At 59.6% G+C, this 20,132-nt stretch carries 18 protein-coding genes and 5 pseudogenes; 1 reads left to right on the plus strand and 22 read right to left on the minus strand.

Features of this window, described 5'->3' with window-relative positions:
• Positions 1-81: 81 nt before the first annotated feature.
• Both ACNJYB_RS33845 and ACNJYB_RS33850 read right to left on the minus strand, forming a co-directional pair.
• Entirely contained in the window at positions 82-291 is a 210-nt protein-coding gene (locus ACNJYB_RS33845) for a hypothetical protein (protein WP_439370910.1), read from the minus strand.
• A 78-nt stretch (positions 292-369) separates the two neighbouring features.
• On the minus strand, positions 370-582 hold the full coding sequence (locus ACNJYB_RS33850; protein ID WP_439370911.1) for a DUF6894 family protein: 213 nt from the start codon (positions 580-582) through the stop codon (positions 370-372).
• A 257-nt stretch (positions 583-839) separates the two neighbouring features.
• Between ACNJYB_RS33850 and ACNJYB_RS33855 the strand changes: the two are divergent.
• Positions 840-1,019 (plus strand): annotated as a pseudogene (locus ACNJYB_RS33855) (alpha-amylase family glycosyl hydrolase); the annotation flags it as partial.
• A 1-nt stretch (position 1,020) separates the two neighbouring features.
• On the opposite strand, the pseudogene ACNJYB_RS33860 reads toward ACNJYB_RS33855, so the two are convergent.
• The 20 genes and pseudogenes from ACNJYB_RS33860 to ACNJYB_RS33955 form a co-directional block, all read right to left on the minus strand.
• Positions 1,021-1,785, minus strand: a pseudogene (locus tag ACNJYB_RS33860) (IS66 family transposase); the annotation flags it as partial.
• A 51-nt stretch (positions 1,786-1,836) separates the two neighbouring features.
• Positions 1,837-2,181 carry an IS66 family insertion sequence element accessory protein TnpB gene (gene tnpB, locus ACNJYB_RS33865; protein ID WP_271597244.1) on the minus strand — a complete coding sequence of 115 codons (345 nt, stop codon included), beginning with the start codon at positions 2,179-2,181 and terminating at the stop codon, positions 1,837-1,839.
• A gap of 2 nt (positions 2,182-2,183) precedes the next feature.
• Positions 2,184-2,606: an IS66-like element accessory protein TnpA gene (tnpA, locus tag ACNJYB_RS33870; protein ID WP_439370912.1), complete on the minus strand. Its 423-nt coding sequence runs from the start codon at positions 2,604-2,606 to the stop codon at positions 2,184-2,186.
• A 1,283-nt stretch (positions 2,607-3,889) separates the two neighbouring features.
• Positions 3,890-4,252, minus strand: a complete 363-nt coding sequence (locus ACNJYB_RS33875) for a hypothetical protein (protein ID WP_439370913.1) — start codon at positions 4,250-4,252, stop codon at positions 3,890-3,892.
• A gap of 165 nt (positions 4,253-4,417) precedes the next feature.
• On the minus strand, positions 4,418-4,555 hold the full coding sequence (locus ACNJYB_RS33880) for a hypothetical protein (RefSeq protein ID WP_439370914.1): 138 nt from the start codon (positions 4,553-4,555) through the stop codon (positions 4,418-4,420).
• Positions 4,556-5,166: 611 nt separating this feature from the next.
• The gene (locus tag ACNJYB_RS33885; protein WP_439370915.1) at positions 5,167-5,451 is read right to left on the minus strand and encodes a DUF6894 family protein; all 285 of its coding nucleotides are present in this window, start codon (positions 5,449-5,451) and stop codon (positions 5,167-5,169) included.
• Between the two features lie 486 nt (positions 5,452-5,937).
• Positions 5,938-6,189: pseudogene (locus ACNJYB_RS33890) on the minus strand (transposase); the annotation flags it as partial.
• 77 nt (positions 6,190-6,266) lie between these two features.
• Entirely contained in the window at positions 6,267-7,028 is a 762-nt protein-coding gene (locus ACNJYB_RS33895; RefSeq protein WP_439370916.1) for a hypothetical protein, read from the minus strand.
• A gap of 254 nt (positions 7,029-7,282) precedes the next feature.
• A pseudogene (locus ACNJYB_RS33900) lies at positions 7,283-8,377 on the minus strand (SphA family protein).
• 340 nt (positions 8,378-8,717) lie between these two features.
• Positions 8,718-9,164, minus strand: a complete 447-nt coding sequence (locus tag ACNJYB_RS33905) for a DUF2721 domain-containing protein (protein WP_439370918.1) — start codon at positions 9,162-9,164, stop codon at positions 8,718-8,720.
• 465 nt (positions 9,165-9,629) lie between these two features.
• Positions 9,630-11,378 (minus strand): arylsulfatase, encoded by a 1,749-nt coding sequence (locus ACNJYB_RS33910; protein ID WP_439370919.1) that lies wholly within the window; start codon positions 11,376-11,378, stop codon positions 9,630-9,632.
• Positions 11,356-12,357: a formylglycine-generating enzyme family protein gene (locus ACNJYB_RS33915; RefSeq protein ID WP_439370920.1), complete on the minus strand. Its 1,002-nt coding sequence runs from the start codon at positions 12,355-12,357 to the stop codon at positions 11,356-11,358. The genes ACNJYB_RS33910 and ACNJYB_RS33915 overlap by 23 nt, the downstream gene beginning before the upstream one ends.
• A gap of 168 nt (positions 12,358-12,525) precedes the next feature.
• Complete coding sequence (locus ACNJYB_RS33920) at positions 12,526-12,819, minus strand: hypothetical protein (RefSeq protein WP_439370922.1); 294 nt, start codon at positions 12,817-12,819, stop codon at positions 12,526-12,528.
• 298 nt (positions 12,820-13,117) lie between these two features.
• Positions 13,118-13,861 (minus strand): S1 family peptidase, encoded by a 744-nt coding sequence (locus tag ACNJYB_RS33925; RefSeq protein ID WP_439370923.1) that lies wholly within the window; start codon positions 13,859-13,861, stop codon positions 13,118-13,120.
• A gap of 484 nt (positions 13,862-14,345) precedes the next feature.
• A pseudogene (locus tag ACNJYB_RS33930) lies at positions 14,346-14,599 on the minus strand (DUF459 domain-containing protein); the annotation flags it as partial.
• A 114-nt stretch (positions 14,600-14,713) separates the two neighbouring features.
• Positions 14,714-15,235: an ATP-dependent DNA ligase gene (locus ACNJYB_RS33935; RefSeq protein WP_439370924.1), complete on the minus strand. Its 522-nt coding sequence runs from the start codon at positions 15,233-15,235 to the stop codon at positions 14,714-14,716.
• 194 nt (positions 15,236-15,429) lie between these two features.
• Positions 15,430-15,672, minus strand: coding sequence for a hypothetical protein (locus tag ACNJYB_RS33940; protein ID WP_439370926.1), 243 nt, complete (start codon positions 15,670-15,672; stop codon positions 15,430-15,432).
• Between the two features lie 203 nt (positions 15,673-15,875).
• A complete protein-coding gene (locus tag ACNJYB_RS33945) occupies positions 15,876-16,493 on the minus strand; it encodes a LuxR C-terminal-related transcriptional regulator (protein ID WP_439370928.1) in 618 nt (205 codons plus the stop codon).
• Positions 16,494-18,212: 1,719 nt separating this feature from the next.
• Positions 18,213-19,426 (minus strand): IS3 family transposase gene (locus ACNJYB_RS33950; RefSeq protein WP_439375484.1). Its coding sequence is split into 2 segments (ribosomal slippage): positions 18,213-19,150 and positions 19,150-19,426, totalling 1,215 coding nucleotides; the frame shifts between segments, so codons are not numbered across the junction.
• A gap of 38 nt (positions 19,427-19,464) precedes the next feature.
• Complete coding sequence (locus ACNJYB_RS33955; RefSeq protein ID WP_439370929.1) at positions 19,465-19,782, minus strand: hypothetical protein; 318 nt, start codon at positions 19,780-19,782, stop codon at positions 19,465-19,467.
• Positions 19,783-20,132: the final 350 nt, after the last annotated feature.

The raw sequence follows: 20,132 nt of genomic DNA on the forward strand, positions 1-20,132 counted from the left end.
GGGACTTAGAGATTACGTCCCGGGCGCGCTCCGCAGCCCTCTCGAAGCGCTCGGCTTGTGCCATGTATTCTACTGGCGTCATCATAGGTTGTCTGAATGGCGGCTTTTGCATTCTGCGGCGTCCTGCACGGTGCGGATCATCTTAGATCGACGTGCCATTTGATCGTAGGACTTGGCGACCCTGTGGAGCGATTCCTTCGTCTGTGGATGCTCGCAATTGGCGGCCTTTGCTCGGAACTCCTCCGCGCGATCCCGAAAATACTTTGGGGTGAAGTTGCGTTCGATACCCATGAAGCCAAACCCTGATCGGTCATTCAGGCCGATAATGGAACATCAGGTGCGCAAGTTCCGATGCCGTGATTAGGAGTATTACTTAATACGTTCGATCTGGACCGTGAACCGGACGCGCATCACAGGCCCAGAATCGTCGCGGACCTCGATGGCGGCTTCGCCGGGTTTGATGGGACGCTGGAAACTTTCCCGAGCCGCATCGGCCATGGCTTGGGCGGCCTCTCGCTCGACACCATCCATGTCCGCGAATTCTAAACCTTCCTCATCGACCGCAAGGCCGTCCTGGTCCAACAAATATACCGCGCCATCGTGATCTGCTCATTCTTTGAGCGATCAATTAGCTTATGTTACTTTCGTTCCTAAGCTACTTAGAGGAATGGCGGATTCGCATATTCGCGCGGCGTGACTATCTCGCTCCCATGCCCAGCACATTCGAATTTTGCCTGCCGACCGACAACGCGCTGCACTCGCGCCGACACGATGACCGAGGTGCAGCTCTACGCGTTTGATCTTCTCGCAATCGGCGGCGAGGATCTCAGGCCACTGCCGCTCGGTTCGTCGAGAGCTCCAGCTCCCCGAACAGTCCCAAGGCCGACTGGTACATCTGGGCCGATGCTGCCGGGACTGGCGGGCCACCCAATAAGTGGCTTAGCCGTTTCGGGGGCAGCGGCTGGGAATGGTGCGAGGCGCGGCGGCAATACTATTATCACGCCTTCCTGACCGAACAGCGGTTTTCGTTCTGCCGCGGCCCGGGTCCAACACCGGCGCCGGGGTCTCATCGACGCAGAGTTTCGAGGAGGTGAGCAGAAGCTGGCGCAGCCGATGCCACAACGGCTTCAGTTCCTGGGCGGCATAGCCGACCCAGAAGGCGAGCGTGGAACGGTCCAGCGCTATTCCGTGCGTCGCCAGCATCTGCGCCTGGCGGTAAAGCGGCAAATGCCAATGATACTTCGCGTCGATCACATGCGCGACCAGCCGCTCGGTGGGCAATCCTCCCCTGATCAGTCGCTCGGGAGCAGCATGCTGGAGGACGACGCCATGACAGGCGCGGCAGGCGAGCTTAGGCCGGCGGGTGACGATGACGCGATACTGCGCCGGAACGACGTCCAGCCTCTGGCTCTCGTCCCGACCAATCTCAAAGAGGTCGCCCGCACAAGACGGGCAACAGGTCTCGGCCGGCATCAGGGTTTCCACGATGCGCGGCAAATGCTCCGGCAGCTGACCACGGTTGGTTCTGCGCTCGGCCGTCCTCTTCTCGCAAACTCTGGGATTGGCGCGATCCTCGGTGGCTTCGAGGGCCGCGACGGCCTCTTCGATGTCCTCCAGAACAAGCTGCAGCTGATCAGCGTCCAGCTTTTCCGAGGATCGACCGAACTGCGCATCTTTCGCAAGCTTGAGTAACCGCTCGAGCCTGGCGCAGCGATCCAGCAGAGCCGCGGCAAAGACACGCAACTCGGCTGGATCGCTCGGCAGCTCATCGGGCAAATCACTCATTGGCCCGAGCTTGCCATGCTTCGCGCCGTGATGCAGCGAAGATTTGTATTTTTACGCAAGCGCTTTCGGCTGCGGGATTCGAGGCGCGTGCATGCGTGTCCAATCCATGCCGGCCAGAAGCGCCGACAGCTGCGCGGCGTTCATCCGCATCACGCCGGCCACGATGGGAGGCCATTTGAAGCCGCTGCCATCGAGCCGCTTCCAATACATCACAAGGCCGCTGCCATCCCAGACGACAATCTTCACCCGATCGGCGCGCTTCGCACGGAACACCACCGCCACGCCCTTCATAGGGTCATGGCCCAGCGTCTCCTTCGCCAACAGCGCCAAGCCCTCCGCACCCTTCCTGAAGTCCACAGGTTGCGTCGCCACGTAAATCATGAGGCTCGCGGGCATTGTCAGCATGAACGTGTCCGTCGGAGCGCTAGAAAAACGTCACTCAGCACAGCAAGGCCAGGCGCCCCGCGCACCTCTACGCGCGCCCCTTGGAACTCGACGGTCACAACGGCGGCTTCCGGCGACCCGGAGGGTTCTGCGGTCGCCGGCAACGCCGATTCCGATACCACCGGCACGAACGACAGCGTTTCCGCCGACGCCGGAAGCACCAACTGGCCCAACCGCGCCCGGCGCCGCCAGTCGTGCACCTGCTGGGGCCGGCAGCCATGACGACGGGCGACATCCGTGACAACCGCACCCGGCTCGAGGCTTTCGGCGGCAATCTGCGCCTTCAAATCGTCTGGCCAGCGCTTGCGACCTGCACCAGCATATACTTCGATACGTGGTGACAACGGTCGTCTCATGTCGTCAGAATGGTCGTCCATTATGAGCACCCTTGTAGAAGATGACTCTTCTAGCGGTGCTCTCAAGACTCCGCACAAACAATCCAAAGGGCCTCGGCGCTACGCTTACCTTCAAGGTGCTCGCGGATCAGCTTGAATATCTCATCAAATACGGGAAGGCGAACGAGACCTTCTTGGCCGGAAGACCGAAAAGCCTTTCCCGACGGGGGACCTCGCCCGCTCTGACACGGAAATGGCCGCAGGACGGGGGTCGGTCCTGCGGCCTTTCCGGGAAAATTGACTGTCCGGGAAAATTGACTGTTTATTGAATGGACACTTCCAGCCCCGGCTGATTGGGATGATTCCAGAACTTGCGGTGCAGTTTGAGTCTGAAAGCGTGTTCCAGAATGGAACATGCCAACTGTTGCGGTGGTGCCACGTTAAGGTCAGGAATGCGAACCCAAGTTTAGGCCGCCGCTCGCAAGCTGATCTGACACGCAGGCCGTACTGCTCTGCGCGAAAAGAAGGCCCAAGCCGGTGTAGCGCCCGGCTTGGGCCTCGCTGGGGCATCTGGTGGGGAAAATATCCGCCGATCGACGCCCCGAAAATGGCCTTCCCCTTCGTCGATTTTCCCGCCCCCGCTAATTCCCGCAATGACAAATGTGAATCGCTATCGCGATTCCGAAACGTAATGGACAGCACTCGAAGAGACAGCGAGACAGCGCTCTGCTGCACGGGGCTGAGTACGCTCCTTGTCTCGCAGCACCAACGCTCCCAGCCCTAGGATGTTTGGATCAGATGCGATCAGCTCCTGACCCATTTTTCGTTCAGCTCGGAGTGCAATTTCAGGGAGATACGCTCAGCCTGGGCAAAGGCCCTCGGTTTAGGGGGCATGTGCGCAAGGGAGAGCGCGGTACGAAAGTATATTTTGTCAAGCAACTCCATATCCGCGACGGCGCGGAAAACGATGTCTCAACGCGCCTGTGTCGATCAGTGCGAAAACATCCCCGATAGCGTCACCGCAGCGCGTACGCAATCCCGACCGGCGCGACGAGCTTGCCGACGAGTTCTTGCGCTCCACTAGAGCGGACATGCGCGAGGGCGGCGAAGCGCATTGCGTGCCGAGCCGAGATTTTATCTCTCAATTACGCTCAATTGCTGAACCAAGCCAAAAGGCCAGAGCCCGAGCGCCATATGTCAGATAAGACCGACCACGATGACGCCAGCGTTGCCCGTTCTTAATGAGCCGCACGGGCGTCCTGTATATTTCTGAGATACGTGTTGGCGCTCGCAAAAGGAGCGGCCTGTCCCTGCACCCCCGGGGGTCAATTGTCATGATCGTGCTGTGTCGTCGCCGCGAGCTTCTGAAACAGCGTACGCAATAACTCGCGCTCGTTCTGCCCGTGCCGCCACTTGATTGGGGTGGTTGGAAACAGTGCCCCCTGCTCGTTCTCAATTTTAATGAACGGTGGTACGGTCACCTTGTTCTCACCTTCGGCGCAGAGAACGACCTGATCATGTGTGGCCCAATAAGCGCAAAATTCGCTTTGAGACATCGGCGGCCGGCGCAAAAGTTCTCGCACTGTCGCAATACGTGGTCGCAGATGAGCGCGCTTTAAGCCCTGCTTGCTTTTGTAGCGATAGTTTAGTTGAGCGAACTTTCTCAGCGCGGCTTCTGTGATGCCCACGACCCGCCACGCAGAAGGTCTCATGGACATGACCACCGTGAGTATACGTGTGCAATGGTTAGCAGTCCAAATCTCTGGGGCCTTAGCGTGAGCGCTATGACGATGCCCAAGCCGCTCTTCTTGTTATCGGTTGCTAACGATCCACATCGTTCGGTGCTGCGTCCATCAATCCCTCGGCTTGGGCAGCTTGCCGACCTCGTTGATCATGATGCGCAAATACGTGGCCGGATCCTGCTTGATGAGTTGCCGGATCGCCGCGCGACCGCCGTAGCGCCAGGAATGGAAAAGATCATCGATGTACATCTCCCGCAGCTCGTCGCGCGGGGGCCGACCAGGACTCACACCGACATGGCCCCGCAAGAAACGACCACGTGCATCACGCTCGGATGCCGGCGATGTCGGCGTCGACGCGCCAGTCCCCGGCGGCAAAGCATATCGCCTGACGCGGGCCCGACTTGCGATCCGCAACGCTCGATCAATCCTCACGGCGGCCTCCACCGCAGCTGTAATGCGTTAACAGGAAAAGGGTGCAGCTCGTCCTGCCCTCCACTCGATAGTTTAGCACTTCCAAGGCGTTAGGACCAATCGGGATCGAATTAGTCGTTGAAGGGAGCTGGTGGCCCAATCGGGATCGAATTAGTCGTTGAAGGGAGCTGGTGGCCGCGGCAAGATGGCGGATAGGACGATCACCACGTACTCAGTGGCCCCACCTGCCCGCTCGGTGCGGTGGACATTCGCGAAGCACTCGCCGCGCACGTAGCCTTACGTTACAATCATTGATCGTCTGCTCCACACCAGAAGCGGCGCTAAAGCGGATATTTGCTGATGGGCATAACCTCCGTTTACTTCCGCTCACGCTCTTCGGGATTTGGGCGATCAGTCGCAATGTAGCTGATTGCGTTGCGGGTCTCCGATCACCGGCGTGTCAAGGAATAGGCTGCTTGTTCGGCTTCCTTAGTGACCACCCGATGATTGGCCGCAGTTTTCAGCATTATCGTTCCCTGGAGCAAAAAACCGGAGCCGTCGCGGACCTGGATAGACACGCAGCCTCGTCTACCGGCAAGCGCCATGTCGCGTGCCGCGTCGGCCAGCGCAACCAACGCAGCCTTTTGCGCCGCTTCGAGGCTCGACAGTTCCTCGCCGGAGTCATCCGTCCACAGGCGGCCGTCATCGCAATAGTCAAAATAGTAGCGCGGCATACGGTTGTGAATCCGGAGGCGCCGCCAACGTTCCTACATCGATAGCGAGTCTCTTGATACAGGTTCAATTGAGTTCCGCCGTCCACTCCTCAGGGCAGCTCGGGTGGGCCGACTTTCACACGTTCGAGCGACCAATAGAGGTGCTGAGACCAGTAGCGGCTCTCTGCGATTAGGGATTGGGTGTGGTGTTGCGGTCGCTTGCTCTCGGCTATGACGTCGTCGGCGCGTTTAAGAAGGTTGCTGTCGGTTCCGCTCATAAAGCCAAGGCCATTCGCCTGCGAGCGGATCGTCACGTTACAAGTCCACTCCCTCAGGGGTGGTCATCGCTCCTCGCGAACAATAACAGCGAACGTCAGCTAAGGGTCTTGGTTGTGTGCAAACGGATGGTCGGCACGCTGCCGTGGTCGCCTCGTGTCGGATCGTCCAATGACGGCCAAAGTGGGTATCGCGAGGCGGTATTGCGCTTTTGGATGTACTTTCCGGGCTTCAAACGGCGCGGATGGCGGCAATCAGCCCCGATTTGCCACGATGTTCATCATCCGCGTGAGGTTATAAGCGAGAACATGCAGCGCCATCTCGGCGGCGACATTCCGTAGGCGCTTCATCAGGAAGTGCGTCGCACCCATACGGGCTTTGATCGTGCCGAAGGGGTGCTCGACGGTCTCGCGCCGCGTCGGCATGACATCGGTATTGGAATCGAGCCGTCTGGACCTCCTCGACCACATGTTCATGCTCCCAGGCGTGATGCGGCGCGCCTGAAAGTGCCGATCTGAATCTCGATTGCCCCGCAATCAACGGACGTGGATGACCTGCACTTAACCACCACACTTCATCAGGCTTTCCAGGTTCTGCGGCCGGACCTCGATCAAGCCATGCCGCGGAGCATCGATATCGGCGATCAAAAGGAACGCAAACGAAACGATCAGCGGCAGCACGAACACCAGCCCTCGCCCGGCCTTGCCGCTTCGCGACCGATAGCCCATCAGCGCGTTGGAACATAGCGCAATAATTGCCATGAGATACCACGCGGCGATTGGGATCCGGTTCCAGTATGCCGCCTGCGTATAGCCTTGCGAGTTGATTACGTCATTCATGCCGGCAACCGCGAGCGCCTCCACCGGCGTGGGCTGTGCTGCCAACGAAGCGCGGACTGCAGACCAGAGATCCCCCTGCAACTGAGCCGTCCGCTCGTTGATTCGCTTGCGCTGGTCGTCGTCTGTATTGAGGTAGAACTGGATTCGTAGGCCGGTGTATTCGGCAAGAAGCTTGCGGACGTTTGCGGCATCCGCAGCAGGCAGAAAGTCGGCACGCAACATTTCGGTTCCGATGGCGTTGGCTTCCGCCTCCTCGAAATTCTTGCGCTGGTCATAACGACTCATCGCCATGGAAAAACTGAAGCCGATGATCAAGCCGAGCAGCGTCAGGGTGGTCGCAAGGATGACACCGAGATGCTCGTTCTGTTCATTGTCGATGTCACGATAACGCCCGCGCAACCAGGAAGCTGCTGCTGCGACGATCGATAGCGCCACGAACGAAGCCACGAACAAGAGCAGAGGGTAGTGCGTCAGAATTTCCATAGCCAGCCCAATGTTTGCAGTAACCGTCTTATTCCGGCGCTGCCAGCAGCACGTGATCGCCGCGGACGCCATCGGGACCTAGCCAAAATGTCCGCCTCGGTCAAAAGCTGGCATGATGTGATTGAGCACAAGATTTCAGCTGAGCCAGCGACGGCGTCGACATCTACGCTTTTACAGGGATCGACCAGATAGTCGACTGTCGGCCCGCATCGGTCGAGATCGATCCGAGTGCGGCATTGGCGGCGGGCGTCGACCTACTTCGTGTACTTCGGCCTTGAAGACGATGTCGGCGGCGTTGGCGCGGCGGGCGAAAGATTGAACGTCAGCCAGACGTTCCAACCCGCTGGCCGATTTTCATTGGCGAATTCGCCGTAAGCCTTCAGGTTGAGATATCCCTGCATGTCTCCGACAGGGAAAATGTAGCCGACCTGCGGTCCGATGCTAGCCACCCGCGACCGGAAGCAGCCGACGCGATCGCCGGAGCCGCTGTCGCAGCCGAGTTGCTGATAGAGGTAACCGACGAGGCCGACCTGCCACTGCTTGGTCAGGAATTGCGAGGCGCCCCAGTCGAGGTGCATGTCGACGCCGCTTTGATATTGGGTGGCGGGGTTTTTGAAGTTGTAAGAGAATCCCAGCACAGCCGAAGCTTCGTGCCCGCTCTTTGAATCGAAATAGGTGTAGCCACCTCCAACGTCGACTACCCAATGCCCGAGCCCGATATTTGCAAGACGGTCCGACTGGTAGGCCCCGACCGGGATATCACCGGTGATGTAGGCCATCTAGTTGTTGACCCCGGCATTCCACTTCATCTGGAACATTGGCAGCAAATCGCCAAATGCAGTGAGCGAGCTATCGATGCTGTCGAAGCGCGAGAAGGGGACCGTACCGCCGCCCGGCCCCGTCAATGTCCCTACAAGCGATCCCGCCAGCGACGTGGAGTTGGAGCCGTAGACGCCCAGCAGGCTGGCAGAGGCCTGACCACCCAGTACCGGCGTCGCAAAGGTGTAGGTCCCGGCCACAAGGCCAAGATCCACATTCGCCTTGACGTTCGCGTTCACGGTGGCCGTCAAATTCGCAGGGATACGACCGAGCGTGATCTCGCGTGCGCGCGCCACGTCGGCGCCGGCGGAAACCGAGGTGTGATAATAAATCGAGGTCATCGACCAGCCCGACGCCTGCGCGGGCACAGCGGCGAGGCTGCCAAAGAAACCGGGTACCCAAAAGCCGACACCGCCTTCATCGGCTCGCGCCGCATCATTGGGGAGCAGGAGTGAGGCAGCAATTGCGGTCGCGCCCAACCGCCAAGCAAACCCAGCCGTCGATACCAACTTCGCGACCCTTAACCGCATCTGCCGATCCCCCACGCTATCTACTGCCCTCCACAACCGAAGAACAATCCGGCCGTGTGAGGACTCGGAAAACGAAGCAACGCTACCACAGCACGTCTATGCGGAGCCGGCGCATTCCCAGCCTATGCACCTTTAGGGGAGACTGTGCCTTCCATGCCACATTTTCCGGCGTGTGGCCGGCGTTCTTGCAGTTTTTGCACGGTCAGCCACGCTCGCGACAACAAGAGGCGCCGCCGCCAGCGACGCCTTCAAAGTTGAATAAGTTCAGAATGCGCACCCCGAGCAACGGAAACGGTCGCCGCTCAAGAAGATCGCCGATTGTTGCCGGGAACGAGTCCCGCTATGCACGTGTTGGGCCGGCGCCGGATGACCGATGAACCGTTCTATCTGCGTCGGGGCGGCGGCAAGCCTCGGGTCGAACTGAATCACCGCGCCGTTCGGGAAATAGACGGTCCCTCGTTGAAAGGCATCGATCCAGATCCGGCTCTTCGGCGAAAACCAGTCCGGCCATGCTTGTGCAGTTGAGTGCAGCTCCGTTCTGCGTGATATGGGCAGGCAGGTTTCCGTGGCGTCCGGGGCAGGGCGACCGATGGGGACCTTGGTCTTGTTTGTAGCGACCAATCTCATGCAATGCGATGCGAACCTCGCGCACCAAATCTATCAGCGACAGCGTGAAGAAGCTGAGTGCGACGATGAAAAGGATCGCAACTCCATACTCGTGCTGAAATTGAAAGAATGCGCTGACGAAGGCCACGATCACCAACAACGACGTTACAATGGCGCCCATTGGTGGAAAACACTATTGCCTTGTTCAAGAGCATAGCTCGGCGTCTCAGGTGAGGCACATCGGTCTTTAGGTGCGCTTTGGAGCCGTCGTCGTCGCCTATCGCGTTCAAGGCTTGTAACCTGTCGATGATGCGGTTCATTCGCCCGATCAGCACTGAGACGACGCCGCCACCGCGCCGAGGAGAAATGACGGGGCAGTCACCTGGCTAATGACCTGGGATAGTTGGGTGGCGGAGGGCATATCAATGGGCATGCAACTATCCCTTCAAACCTTGCCCGTGCTGCGAACAATCGGCGGCGGGTCTGAGCGATGAATGGCGTCCCAACCATCCATCGCCATGGCAGGCCGCACCCGGAGCAGCCCCGCCGCTTGGATGCGCCCTCGACAAAAAACAGCCACACCGACGTCGATATCGAAGTAGCGGGTGCTCTCCGGAGAGCACCCGCTGCCGAAAGATCGGGCCAACTACTGCCCTTGATGAGCTTTGATGGCTTGTTCAACCTCTCTCTTTACGGCTTCAAGGTTAAAGCTGGCCGGTGCTTGCATGGGGGGATACTCGATTGCCGTTTGCGCCAATCTGGCAACCTCCTGTTGAACAACCACGAACCGCCAGAATTCACGGCCCATGAAATCGTTCATATAGCCGCCGCCGGCGTTGTTCAGGCTTTCGCCGCGGGTTATCGGCGTTCGCTCAAACGGATCCTGACGAATGTTGATGACGGTCGGCATGTCCGTCGTGTCCTTTTCGCCCGGCCACCCGTATGGCTGCTGGAAGAATTGGAACTTGAAGTTATCGTGGCGGAGAGCACCGAGATGCGGACCAGCGAAATAGAAGATCTCGTGGCGCGCGGACGGGCCCTTGCCCGTCAGCAGATCCATCTGATTGTAGCCGTCGAGGTGGTTCTTGTAAGAACGTCCTTCTAGCGTCACACCCTTGAGAAGCTGGTCGGTTATGTTCGGATTTCCCGCCGCAGCGCTCAGCGTCGGTAACCAGTCGAGACCTGAAAAGATGCCGTTCTCGACCGAACCCGGCTTGATGCGACCCGGCCAGCGAATGATGCACGGCACGCGGAAACCACCTTCATAGCTGGTCCCTTTGGTGGCCTTGAACGGTGTCATGCCGCCATCCGGCCAGGTGAATACCTCGGCGCCATTGTCGGTCGTGAAGATGACGATCGTGTTGTTGGTTTCGCCCATATCGTCGATATGCTTGAGCAAGGCGCCGACGCTGTCGTCGAGTTGCGCCATGCCGGCTTCCTCGAGACCGTAGTTCGTCTCGGAGTTCTGCATCGCGCTGTACTTTTTCTGCAGGAACGTCCAGACGTGCATGCGCGTCGTGTTGTGCCAGACGAAGAACGGCTTGCCGTCGCGCTTGGCCTTATCCATAAAATCGCTGGACGCCTTGACCAACGTTTCGTCGAAAGTGGTCATGTCGTACTTTGCCTTGAGGAATGGCAAATCGTGCATATTGGGCACGTTCGACATGTCGGCAAACGGCGGCAGAGGCCCCTCGTCGACGATCCTTTGCTTCCCGACCTTGCCCCAGCGCGGCATCTCGGTGCTATCGTCCTTGTCCGTCGCGTAGCTATGGATCAGACTGCGCGGGCCGTACTTGTTGTAGTAGTCCTCGTTGGCGGGGAATGAATACCAGTATGGATCAGACATCGCGTCGAGGTGATATAGATATCCGAAGAATTCGTCGAAGCCATGCACCGTCGGTAGATATTTGTTGAGATCGCCGAGGTGGTTCTTGCCGAATTGTCCGGTCGCGTAGCCCTGCGATTTGAGCACGGTGGCGAGCGTCACCGCTTGGTCGGGTATACCGACATCGGCGCCGGCCTGACCGACAGTAGTCAATCCGGTGCGGATCGGCAGCTGGCCCGTAATGAAGTTGGCGCGCCCTGCCGTGCAACTCGCTTCTGCATAGTAGTCGGTAAACATCAAGCCTTCGGATGCCAACCTGTCGAGGTTCGGCGTCTTGCCTGACATTATTCCGCGGTGATAGGCGCCGATGTTGAACCAGCCGACATCGTCACCCATGATGACGAGTATGTTGGGCCGCTGGCCGCTTGGCGCCTGCTGCGCCTGCGCCAGCGCCTTTTCAACCGATGCGGCGGCCCCCAGTGCCGACGCCGCAGCTAGGCTTGTCGTCGCAAGCAGAACATTGCGACGGCTCATATCGCGCGTGGATTTATCCTTCTTGTCTTCGCTCATCGTTGCCTTCTCCGTTCCTTGTGACGCATCGAAAACCAACGTGGCTCGTGGACGTATCCACCGCTTCCGCGTGGCGCGCAGCCGGGCGGTAGCGGCGGCAGTAGTTCGGCGCGCACAGATGCGAGCCGCCCTTCAGGACTTTGCGCGGGATAGGCAGGTTCGGTTGACATGGATCAAGGCTCGCGGCCTCGGGACCGCCGCGCGGGTTACTTGGAATGCAGCACGGCTTCGCCACGTTGCCCTCGTGTTTGGTGGACCACCAATCCGTGGTCCACTCCCAGACATTGCCGATCATGTCATAAAGGCAGTAGCAGTTCGGCGGGAAGGCCATTACCAGCGAGGTACGCGCGTAGCCGTCGCTGGCCAGATTTTCGTATGGAAAAGCGCCTTGCCACGTGTTGGCCATCGGCTTGCCGTCAGGCATGAACTCGTCGCCCCAGGCAAACTCGCCACCATCGACACCGCCACGTGCGGCAAATTCCCATTCAGCCTCGGTCGGCAACTCTTTACCGGCCCATTTGGCGTAGGCGTCAGCATCTCGGAAGGCGATATGGACAACGGGATGATCGTCAAGCCCACTGATCGAGCTGCGCGGGCCATATGGTCTGCGCCAGTTGGCGCCAAATTTGAACTTCCACCACTGCGACCAGTCGCGCAAATCGACCGGATGTTTCGGCGGTGAAAAAACCAGCGAGCCGGCCTTGAACATATGCGGGAGCGCACCCGGATAGTCCTGCGGGTCAGGTGTTATCTCCGCGAACGTCACGTAGCCTGTTGCGTTGACGAACTTGCGAAAAGCGCGATTGGTGACCGGCGTCCGATCGATCCAGAACCCACTTACTGAGACCCGATGGGCCGGTGCCTCTTCAGGATAATGCTTGTCCGAGCCCATGCGGAACGTGCCGCCCGGAATCCAGATCATGCCTGGGTTGCCCGGCTCGTCCGAGGATACGCCTGCTGCAACGCCAACGTCGTGCATGGGTTACTCGCAGTGAACGATTTCAAAACTATGAGCGTCGCCTCCAAGAATCTCTCGCCAGCTTTCTAGCGCCGATTCTGCCGGGGAGGAGCGCGCCTCAACAACTTAGTTCAACTTGACAATTGAACATTTGAAGCGGTGGCACCTTCGCAGCGGCACAACCTTCTTTTATTGATCTAGATCAATCGAGAAAGGTTCCCCTTTTCCCTGCATGCACCTGAAACCGAGATGGGTTGCGGAGGTCTCGAGCGGGCATTGCGCGGCGCCGAAGGTGGCATCGTCGAAGTTGCCGAGCACGGAAGCAGTCATCGCGTGTTGCATGGCGTGCTTGTCGCTGCGATTCCTTCTACAAACGGTTTCGGCCTGGTGGCATCCGGCGCATGCCTGAGCTTCGATTAATTCTGGCCGGGTTGAGCAGGTGGACCGGGATAATCCGATCGCAAATTGTTCGTGATCTAACATGACATCTCTCCGGAATAGTCATCGGTCGACGGCTGGTGTGCCTGAAGAACGCAGCCTCATCAGGCCGCCGGGCCGCCCATAGTAAGGCGTTGAGGTTAGCGCCGACTTCGGGTGGTTGACTATGCAAGTTCGAAATGAGAAGCCCCCTGCCGGTCTCAGCGCGGCCTCAGCTCTTGAAGTCGGCAGCCCATGCGTTCTGGCCCTTCACGCGATCCGCCCCGGTGCGGAGCTCCCGCTTGCGACCGAACGGACCTAGCTGGCCCATAGGTCTGCCCAAGATAGTTACGCACTTGGATCCTCAGTTGGATTGCGCAAATTCGTCCAGCACCTCGACCGGCACGGAGACGACGTTGGGCATTCCCCATGCCGTCGAGATCCGTAGTTGGTGAGACGCCCAGACGATACTCTGCGTGAACACGTTGCTGATGACTGCCGCGACCCGGCCGTCGCAATCGATCACTGGTGCTCCCGACGCCCCATGGTCGATGACAAGGCGGTTCTCGCCTTCATAGAATTCCAGGAGTGCCATGCCGGCGAGCTTCCCATCGTCTCCGAAACGAACGAACCGCCCTCCCACTGGATGCAGGAGGCCGGCCAGATAGGTGAGCGTCATGACCTGCTCGTCCGGCACGAGCGGCTTCTTCCGGATTGCGACGCTCCGCGCGGCGGTGACGGCATGTTCGAGTTCGATGACTGTGATCTTTTCGGCCCTGACCCCTGCTACCCGCTGTATTCGCGCGGCGATAGAATGGCTGTTTTCCGCGTCCACGATGTCGAGCGACTTCCATTCCTCCGTGGAGAGCTTCATACCCGCCGTCACGTGCTCGGCGGTAACGATCGTCGTTGGGGACAGGAACCAACCGGTGCCTCCCACGCCGATAAGGTTCGGACGCGCATCGCGTTCGGCGTCATTGAAATGGCGCATGATGCGAACGGTCGAGTGCGCGAGCTGCGCAGGATCTATGCAGGCCGCACCAGCATGCAGGGTGGTCGCACACAGAAGGAAAGAAACGAACAGCAGATGATCGGCACGTCCACGCATTTAGCAGTCCCCGTGTCCAGTCACACTGAATGAGCGACTCTGCGACTGGGCAACAGAGCGGATCGACTTATCCGGAGCTTTTTCCAAAGCGCGGAGATTTTCGCGGCCGATGTCCCGCCTTTGTTACAGGCGGAGAATCTGCCGTGTCAGCAGCGGGCCAGCGCAACCTATTTCGGTTTGCGATCTGCGAGTAACGCCAGGGGCGGCACGGCGTTCCTAAGTTGATCGTGGGCTATTGAGGACTGGCATTTGATGCCGTCGCGCTTAGGTGCAAACGGTGGTGAGAGCTGAAAAATGATGTGGCTGCAGTGCAGCCTGAACTGATGGGCATCCTCGGCCGTGGGATGCGGCAGCCATTCGCGAATGCAAAAGGCCGCCAATTGAGGCAGAGACCGCGCGGGACCTACTTCTCAGCGGCGATGCTTTTCGGCTTTACCAATGCAGCCGGCGCGTCATCTGTGCGCGGACATCACCCAAGCCTGATGCCGATGCCACTGGCGCTTCCGACTTCCCGGCGCGGCCACGTAAAAAATCGTCAGCGCGACCGGCCGGCGGCGACAAAGGCTCACTTTGATCATGACCCGCGCGGCAAGCGCGTCGACCGCGGCCGGCGGCGCCTCCGCGGCGACTAGCGGCACGACCGGCCCCGCCAGCGGACGGCGCGGGCTGACCGGGGGCTACCTTGGAGTCGGGGATCGCAGGCTCGATGGGTAGCGCAATCGTCGCCGAGCGCGCAGCCTGCTCTGCACCGTTGCAGCCTCGGCTGGAACAATCGACTGCGATGGCACTGCCGGTTGGATTAACGTTTGCGACTGGAGCGCATCCGAAGGATCCCGTGCCTTGCACGGGCCCTTAAGCGAGGGCGTCCATCACTCGGTACATCGCCGGATGAGTCCGATTTTTGACCTTGATCCAATATTTCGATCGGCCGGCCTGGTAGGGTCGATCGCGGTGTTTGGAGACGATGCCCTCCAGGCCCATTTTACAGGCCGCCCGAAAGAGGTCTGGCCCGATCTCGCCTTGCTCAAACGGGCTGACGAAGAGGCCTTCTGGACGCCGCGCTAGCAGGCGGCGGAGAGCATTTTTCCGAAGGTGGAGGGGGAGCCTGCGAAGATCGTCACCGTTCTCGACCAGGAGGTCGAATGCGCAGAGCTGAACCTCCTCGTCATGCTGCCGGCTATGCAGGGCGTTGAAATCCGGGACGCCATCCACGCCAAGCACGACGGCTTCGCCGTCCAGGACAAAGCGGTTCTGGCGGATCTTGCGGGCGGCCTCAATGATCCATGGAAAGCGGGCGGTCCAGTCGTAGCCATTGCGCGAGAACAGCCGGACGCGGTCACCGTCACGATCAATCCTGACGCGGTATCCGTCCATCTTGCCTTCGTGGAGCCACTTGGGGCCGTCTGGCACGGCTTTAATTCGAAGGAGCTGCGCATATCGGGATCTATGCGCGGAAGGCAGAAATTCGAGTCTTCAGAGCGGCAACGGGATCTGAACTGCACGCGGCCGCCGAGCTCGGCCTCAATAAAGTCAGTCAGCGCCCCTGAAAACCTCGTAGCCTCCGGAACTTATATGACGCTCCAGCTCGCGGGCAACGTCTTCGGACGCGTCGCGCGCCCAGCCCTCGACCGGGTTGAAGGCGACGACGCGAAGCCTCGGTCATATTGCCCGGTGAGCAGGTCCTCGATCAGGGTGGATTGGTCGATGCCTTCGTCGGTTTCGCGGAAGGCGGCGCCGTCACGGAATTCCTCGAGGACCAGGTAAAAGTCCTTGTCGAGGCGATCGTTCGGAATGATGGACGGCGAGGCCATACCCGAGAACTCCACTGACCGGAGCCAAATCTAGGCGGGCTTTGTCCTCAAGGCGAATCGGAACTTGCGGAGTACGAACGGCCTCGGGCATCTCTGGGCTGGAGTCGAGACGCACCGAGACCGCCCAACGCACCAGACTAAATGCGGCGCGCCGTTGGTGACTTGCGTACTCGTGTGGCGCGAGTCGGGTGGCGGTCGCCCGATCAGTCGTCCTTCCCGAAGGCATGGGCGTTTGAAGGCGATGCAAAACTTTTGTTATTCATCCCCCAAATTGCGGCCTGAGTGCGGTTCTGGACCCCTATCTTGCGCAGGATTGCCTTGACGTGAACTTTCACTGTCGCGTCAGCGATGTCGATTTTCCGAGCGATACATTTGTTAGAATTTCCTTCAACCAAGCACGAAAGAATCGCCTGTTCGCGGGGGGACAGACGTAAGGCGACGTGCTCTCCAGGGATGTTAGGTTGCTCATCCACCGGTCGCTGCAGCGGTGGCTCCCCCTGAGAGCTGCCGTCGAGCACGAATGAAAGAAACGCCTGTGGGAATACGGTTTCCCCCATCATCACGAGCTGGATGGATTTCACGAAAGCATCGCAAGAATTGACCTCTACGAAGTAACCGCTTGCCCCCGCTCGGTAAGCCGCAATCAGCTCATGCGGTCGGTAGTGATCGGACACGACTGCAATGCGGGCGTCTGGATAGCCGCCTTTGACGTGTGAAATCTGCTTGAGAAGATCGGACTCTTCGGTGCTGTTCACGACTATAAAGAGAAGTGGATGTCCTTGCAGAGCTGTCGGAATTTCCTCGCTTGCAGCGACTGACAAGGCGACATTCAGATCAGTTCCCCGTAGTATTCTTGCGATTCCTTCTCGGAGGAGGAGATTTCGCCCAACCAAAACGACCGTGCTAGACCCCTGCCGTTTCATGACACACTCTCCGCAACTAGGAATTGGGCTGCTGCCGTTAATTAAGCCTAACCGTTTTGGTTCCTTCGGGGCCCCGCAGCCAAGGACATTCACGATGATCTCCAATTGATTGAAGATGGGCTGGAACAGCTGCGCCAGTCTGAATATCAGTGATCCTTCTGAGCGTGCTCGGCCTCTACGGCGCGGAGCCATCGCAAGCGTGGCGATTGACGCTCTCGACATAGTGGGCCAATCCGTCCGGCTTGCCGCTTTTACAAGCCTCGGGACAGTCTGGCACAAACCGCAGCGCCGGCCTCACTTAACTTAGGTTAAGGTCGGAGGCTCATCGCTCGATCAGCCTCCGGAATGCTTCCAAGGCCTCCTCGGAGCGCCAGCGATAGTAATCCACCATATGTGCGTCGTGGTACATCATTGCCTCCTCCGGTTCACCAGATGGTCTTGTCGCTCCCGACGAGACGACCTTTTCCATATGGTATGGATGCGCTGGGCCTCCTCAAACTTGTCCTCGACCGAGGCGGTCATCTGCTTTACGGGCGATCTCGCGCATCCGGACATTCTCCTCTGCGATCTGAGAGGCGTGCGCGCGATAAAGTTGGTTCCGCCATAGCTGGCCTCCCTGTCCTGTGCAGGCGGGAGCGCGCTCGGTCTCTGAGCCACCAGCGCCCACGGGCAGAGCCTCGGCCGATGATGGAGTGACAATAGAGCTTCCGGGGAGCGGTTCCTGCTCTATCGCCCAAACTCCCGGAACATTAGCAACCGCTCCGGTCGAGGAATGTTGGTCATCGGGCTACGGAGCTACTCATGACAAAGCACCGACGCCGCATAACGCAAACCCAATCTCTCGACGAAAGACTGGCCGAACAGGCCGTCAAGCTTAAGGAACAGGCCAGTCAGGTCCCTCCCGGAAAAGAACGTGACGACTTGCTTAAACGAGCCAGGATCGCGGAGACCGGCTCACACATCAACACGTGGATCAGCTCGCCCGGACTTCGCCCGCCGGACTGATCGCCACGGGCGCCTGAGCTGGCGGCCTCCTTTATTTCAAAGGATACTGAGCAGGTAGGCCAGTTCCCGCCGATCGTTTCGCAGATGAATTCACCTGCAAGCGCTTGAGTACTCAATTTGAGGCCGGCGCCGAATTCGCGGCCGTTGCCTGATGCGGCCGTCCTGGACCGCCTCGACTTGTGGCGAGCTCCATCAGCTTGCGCGCGGCGGCCTCTGGGCCGGCTGGCGCCAACTTAGTCACGCCGCGCTCTTACGATCGAGTAGGTTCGCTAAGTCGTTCCACGCCAATGCGATGCGCAGCCACTTTTCGGCGCAGCATGCTCGTGCAGAGCCGGCAATGACCAGATGCACGCTTGTGGCAGAACAAGTCGCCCCCAACGCTTTCATGTGGTTGGCGCCGACCTTCTTCACAATACTTCGCCTGGCTGTGCGCGGCCCGTCAGCGGTTGGCTATCTTGCGTTAATAGTCGATCTTAAGAATCGAAGGCCGTTCGCCAGTCAGCGGGCGCAGCTGTAGGGATTGTGAAAACCGCCCCGGTGAAATGGACCCGCGGAGCGGGACCGCTTGAACCGGTTTGTTAGTTGGAAACTGACCGCTCCTGATCCTTTCTATCACGCTGCCAGAGACTCTGTCTGCTGCTGTTGCTGTGGGCATGTGGTCAACGCGTCAGCGTTGTCCACCATGTCCACAGCCTTCGCGGCCTGGATCCGTTCGCGCCAGACCGCCATCGGCGTGCGATAGCCGAGGGACTGATGAAGGCGACGATCATTGTAGAAGGCGATCCAGCTCGCGATCCCTGCCTTGGCCTCGCGGCCGTCGGCATAGCCCTTGAGATAGATGTCCTCATGCTTGAGAGACCGCCACAGCCGCTCGATGAAGACGTTGTCCATCCAACGACCGCGGCCATCCATGGAGATCTTGATCTTTGCGGCCGCCAGCGCGCCGGTGAAGGCCACGCTGGTGAACTGGCTGCCCTGGTCGGTGTTGAAAATCTCCGGCGTGCCGTACTTCGCCAGCGCCTCTTCCAGAGCCGCCACGCAGAACGAGACGTCCATCGTGTTCGACAACCGCCACGCCAGAACCGCACGGCTCGCCCAGTCGATGATGGCGACGAGATAAAGAAAGCCGCGGCCGATGGGCAGATACGTGATGTCGGCCGCCCACACCTGGTTTGGCCGGTCGATCGTCATGTTGCGCAGCAGATAGGGATAGATCTTGTGGCCCGGCGCCGGCTTTGTCGTGTTCGGCCTTGGTCCCAGCGCCGCGATGCCCATCTTGCGCATCAACCGCTGCACACGCTTGCGATTGACCTGAAGCCCCTCAGCCTTCAGCATCGCGGTCATTCGCCGCGAGCCCAGGAACGGCCAGGCGGTGAACAGCTCGTCGAGGCGCCGCATCAGGGCGAGGTCGTTGTCGTTGGCCGGCCGTGGCGGCCGGTAGACCCCAGAGCGGGCGATACCAAGCAACATGCATTGCCGGCGAATCGACAGCGCCATGTCGGCGCGATCGAGCATTCCTCGACGGTCCGGCGTGCTCATCTTCCGGACCTCCGCGCTAAAAAATCGCGCTCGACTGTCAGTTGTCCAATCTTGGCGTGCAGCTTCTCGATCTCTCGTTCGCGAGCGTCCTCGCTCTCCCGCCCGACACCCGCGTCAAAGGCCCGGGCCGCCTGGTCCAGCAGCTGCTTCTTCCAGGCATAGATCTGGTTCGGGTGAACCTCATAGCGCTGGGCCAGATCGGCCACCGTCGTCTGCTCCCGCACGGCTTCCAGCGCGATCTTTGCCTTCAGTGCCGCGTCGATCTTGCGTCTCGTCTTCGTTGTCATCATGCGCTCCGTCTATCAAACGGAGCAGCCCCTTCCAACTAAGCACGTGGTCCCACAATCGGGGTCCATTTCACGGCTCTTGCTGGCGATGTCGCGGCGCCGCCGGAGCCAATTACTTTCGCTTGGCGCGTCGCGGAGGGCTCGCGCCCCAGTTCTGACAACAGCCGGTCCCGATGCTGCAGGTGCAGCCGCTGTGTCGCGCGCATGGTGGCAAGGAGCTTCAGAGCATCAAGCGTGTCGTGGCCGTCGCGGTCCAGCTCCGCAATCAGAGCCTCTTGCTTCACCAGGTGCTTCTCACCGAGAGCGACATGTCGCTCGGCCATCGCGAGATGCTCTTGCAGCATAGTGCGGTCCATGCCCTCTTGTACCGTCCGGCGAAAGTGGTCGCTTGATCTGGATCAGACGCGACGGGCAGCCGATGAAGACTGCGACCGTCAAATGCTTCGCGAGCACGCCATCACGGGCCAACGGAACGATGGCCAGCGGCAAGTGTTACGTTTTGAACAGATATCGCGCCGATGAAAGATGCCTATCAGCTCGCACTTGCGATGTTTGCTCTGGCTTGGGCAGGCGTAATGCTAGTCACTGGCCAACTTTACATGGAGTATCGTGCGGTACATATGCCGCCATTGGCGAACGCTGCTGCGGCTCAAAATGTATCCGCTATTCCTGACAGGGCACGGAGTGCGCCAATGCTCGTCGACGC

Origin of the sequence: Bradyrhizobium sp. SMVTL-02 (genome assembly GCF_051853005.1) — a bacterium.
In the GTDB taxonomy this organism is placed as follows: Bacteria; Pseudomonadota; Alphaproteobacteria; order Rhizobiales; family Xanthobacteraceae; genus Bradyrhizobium.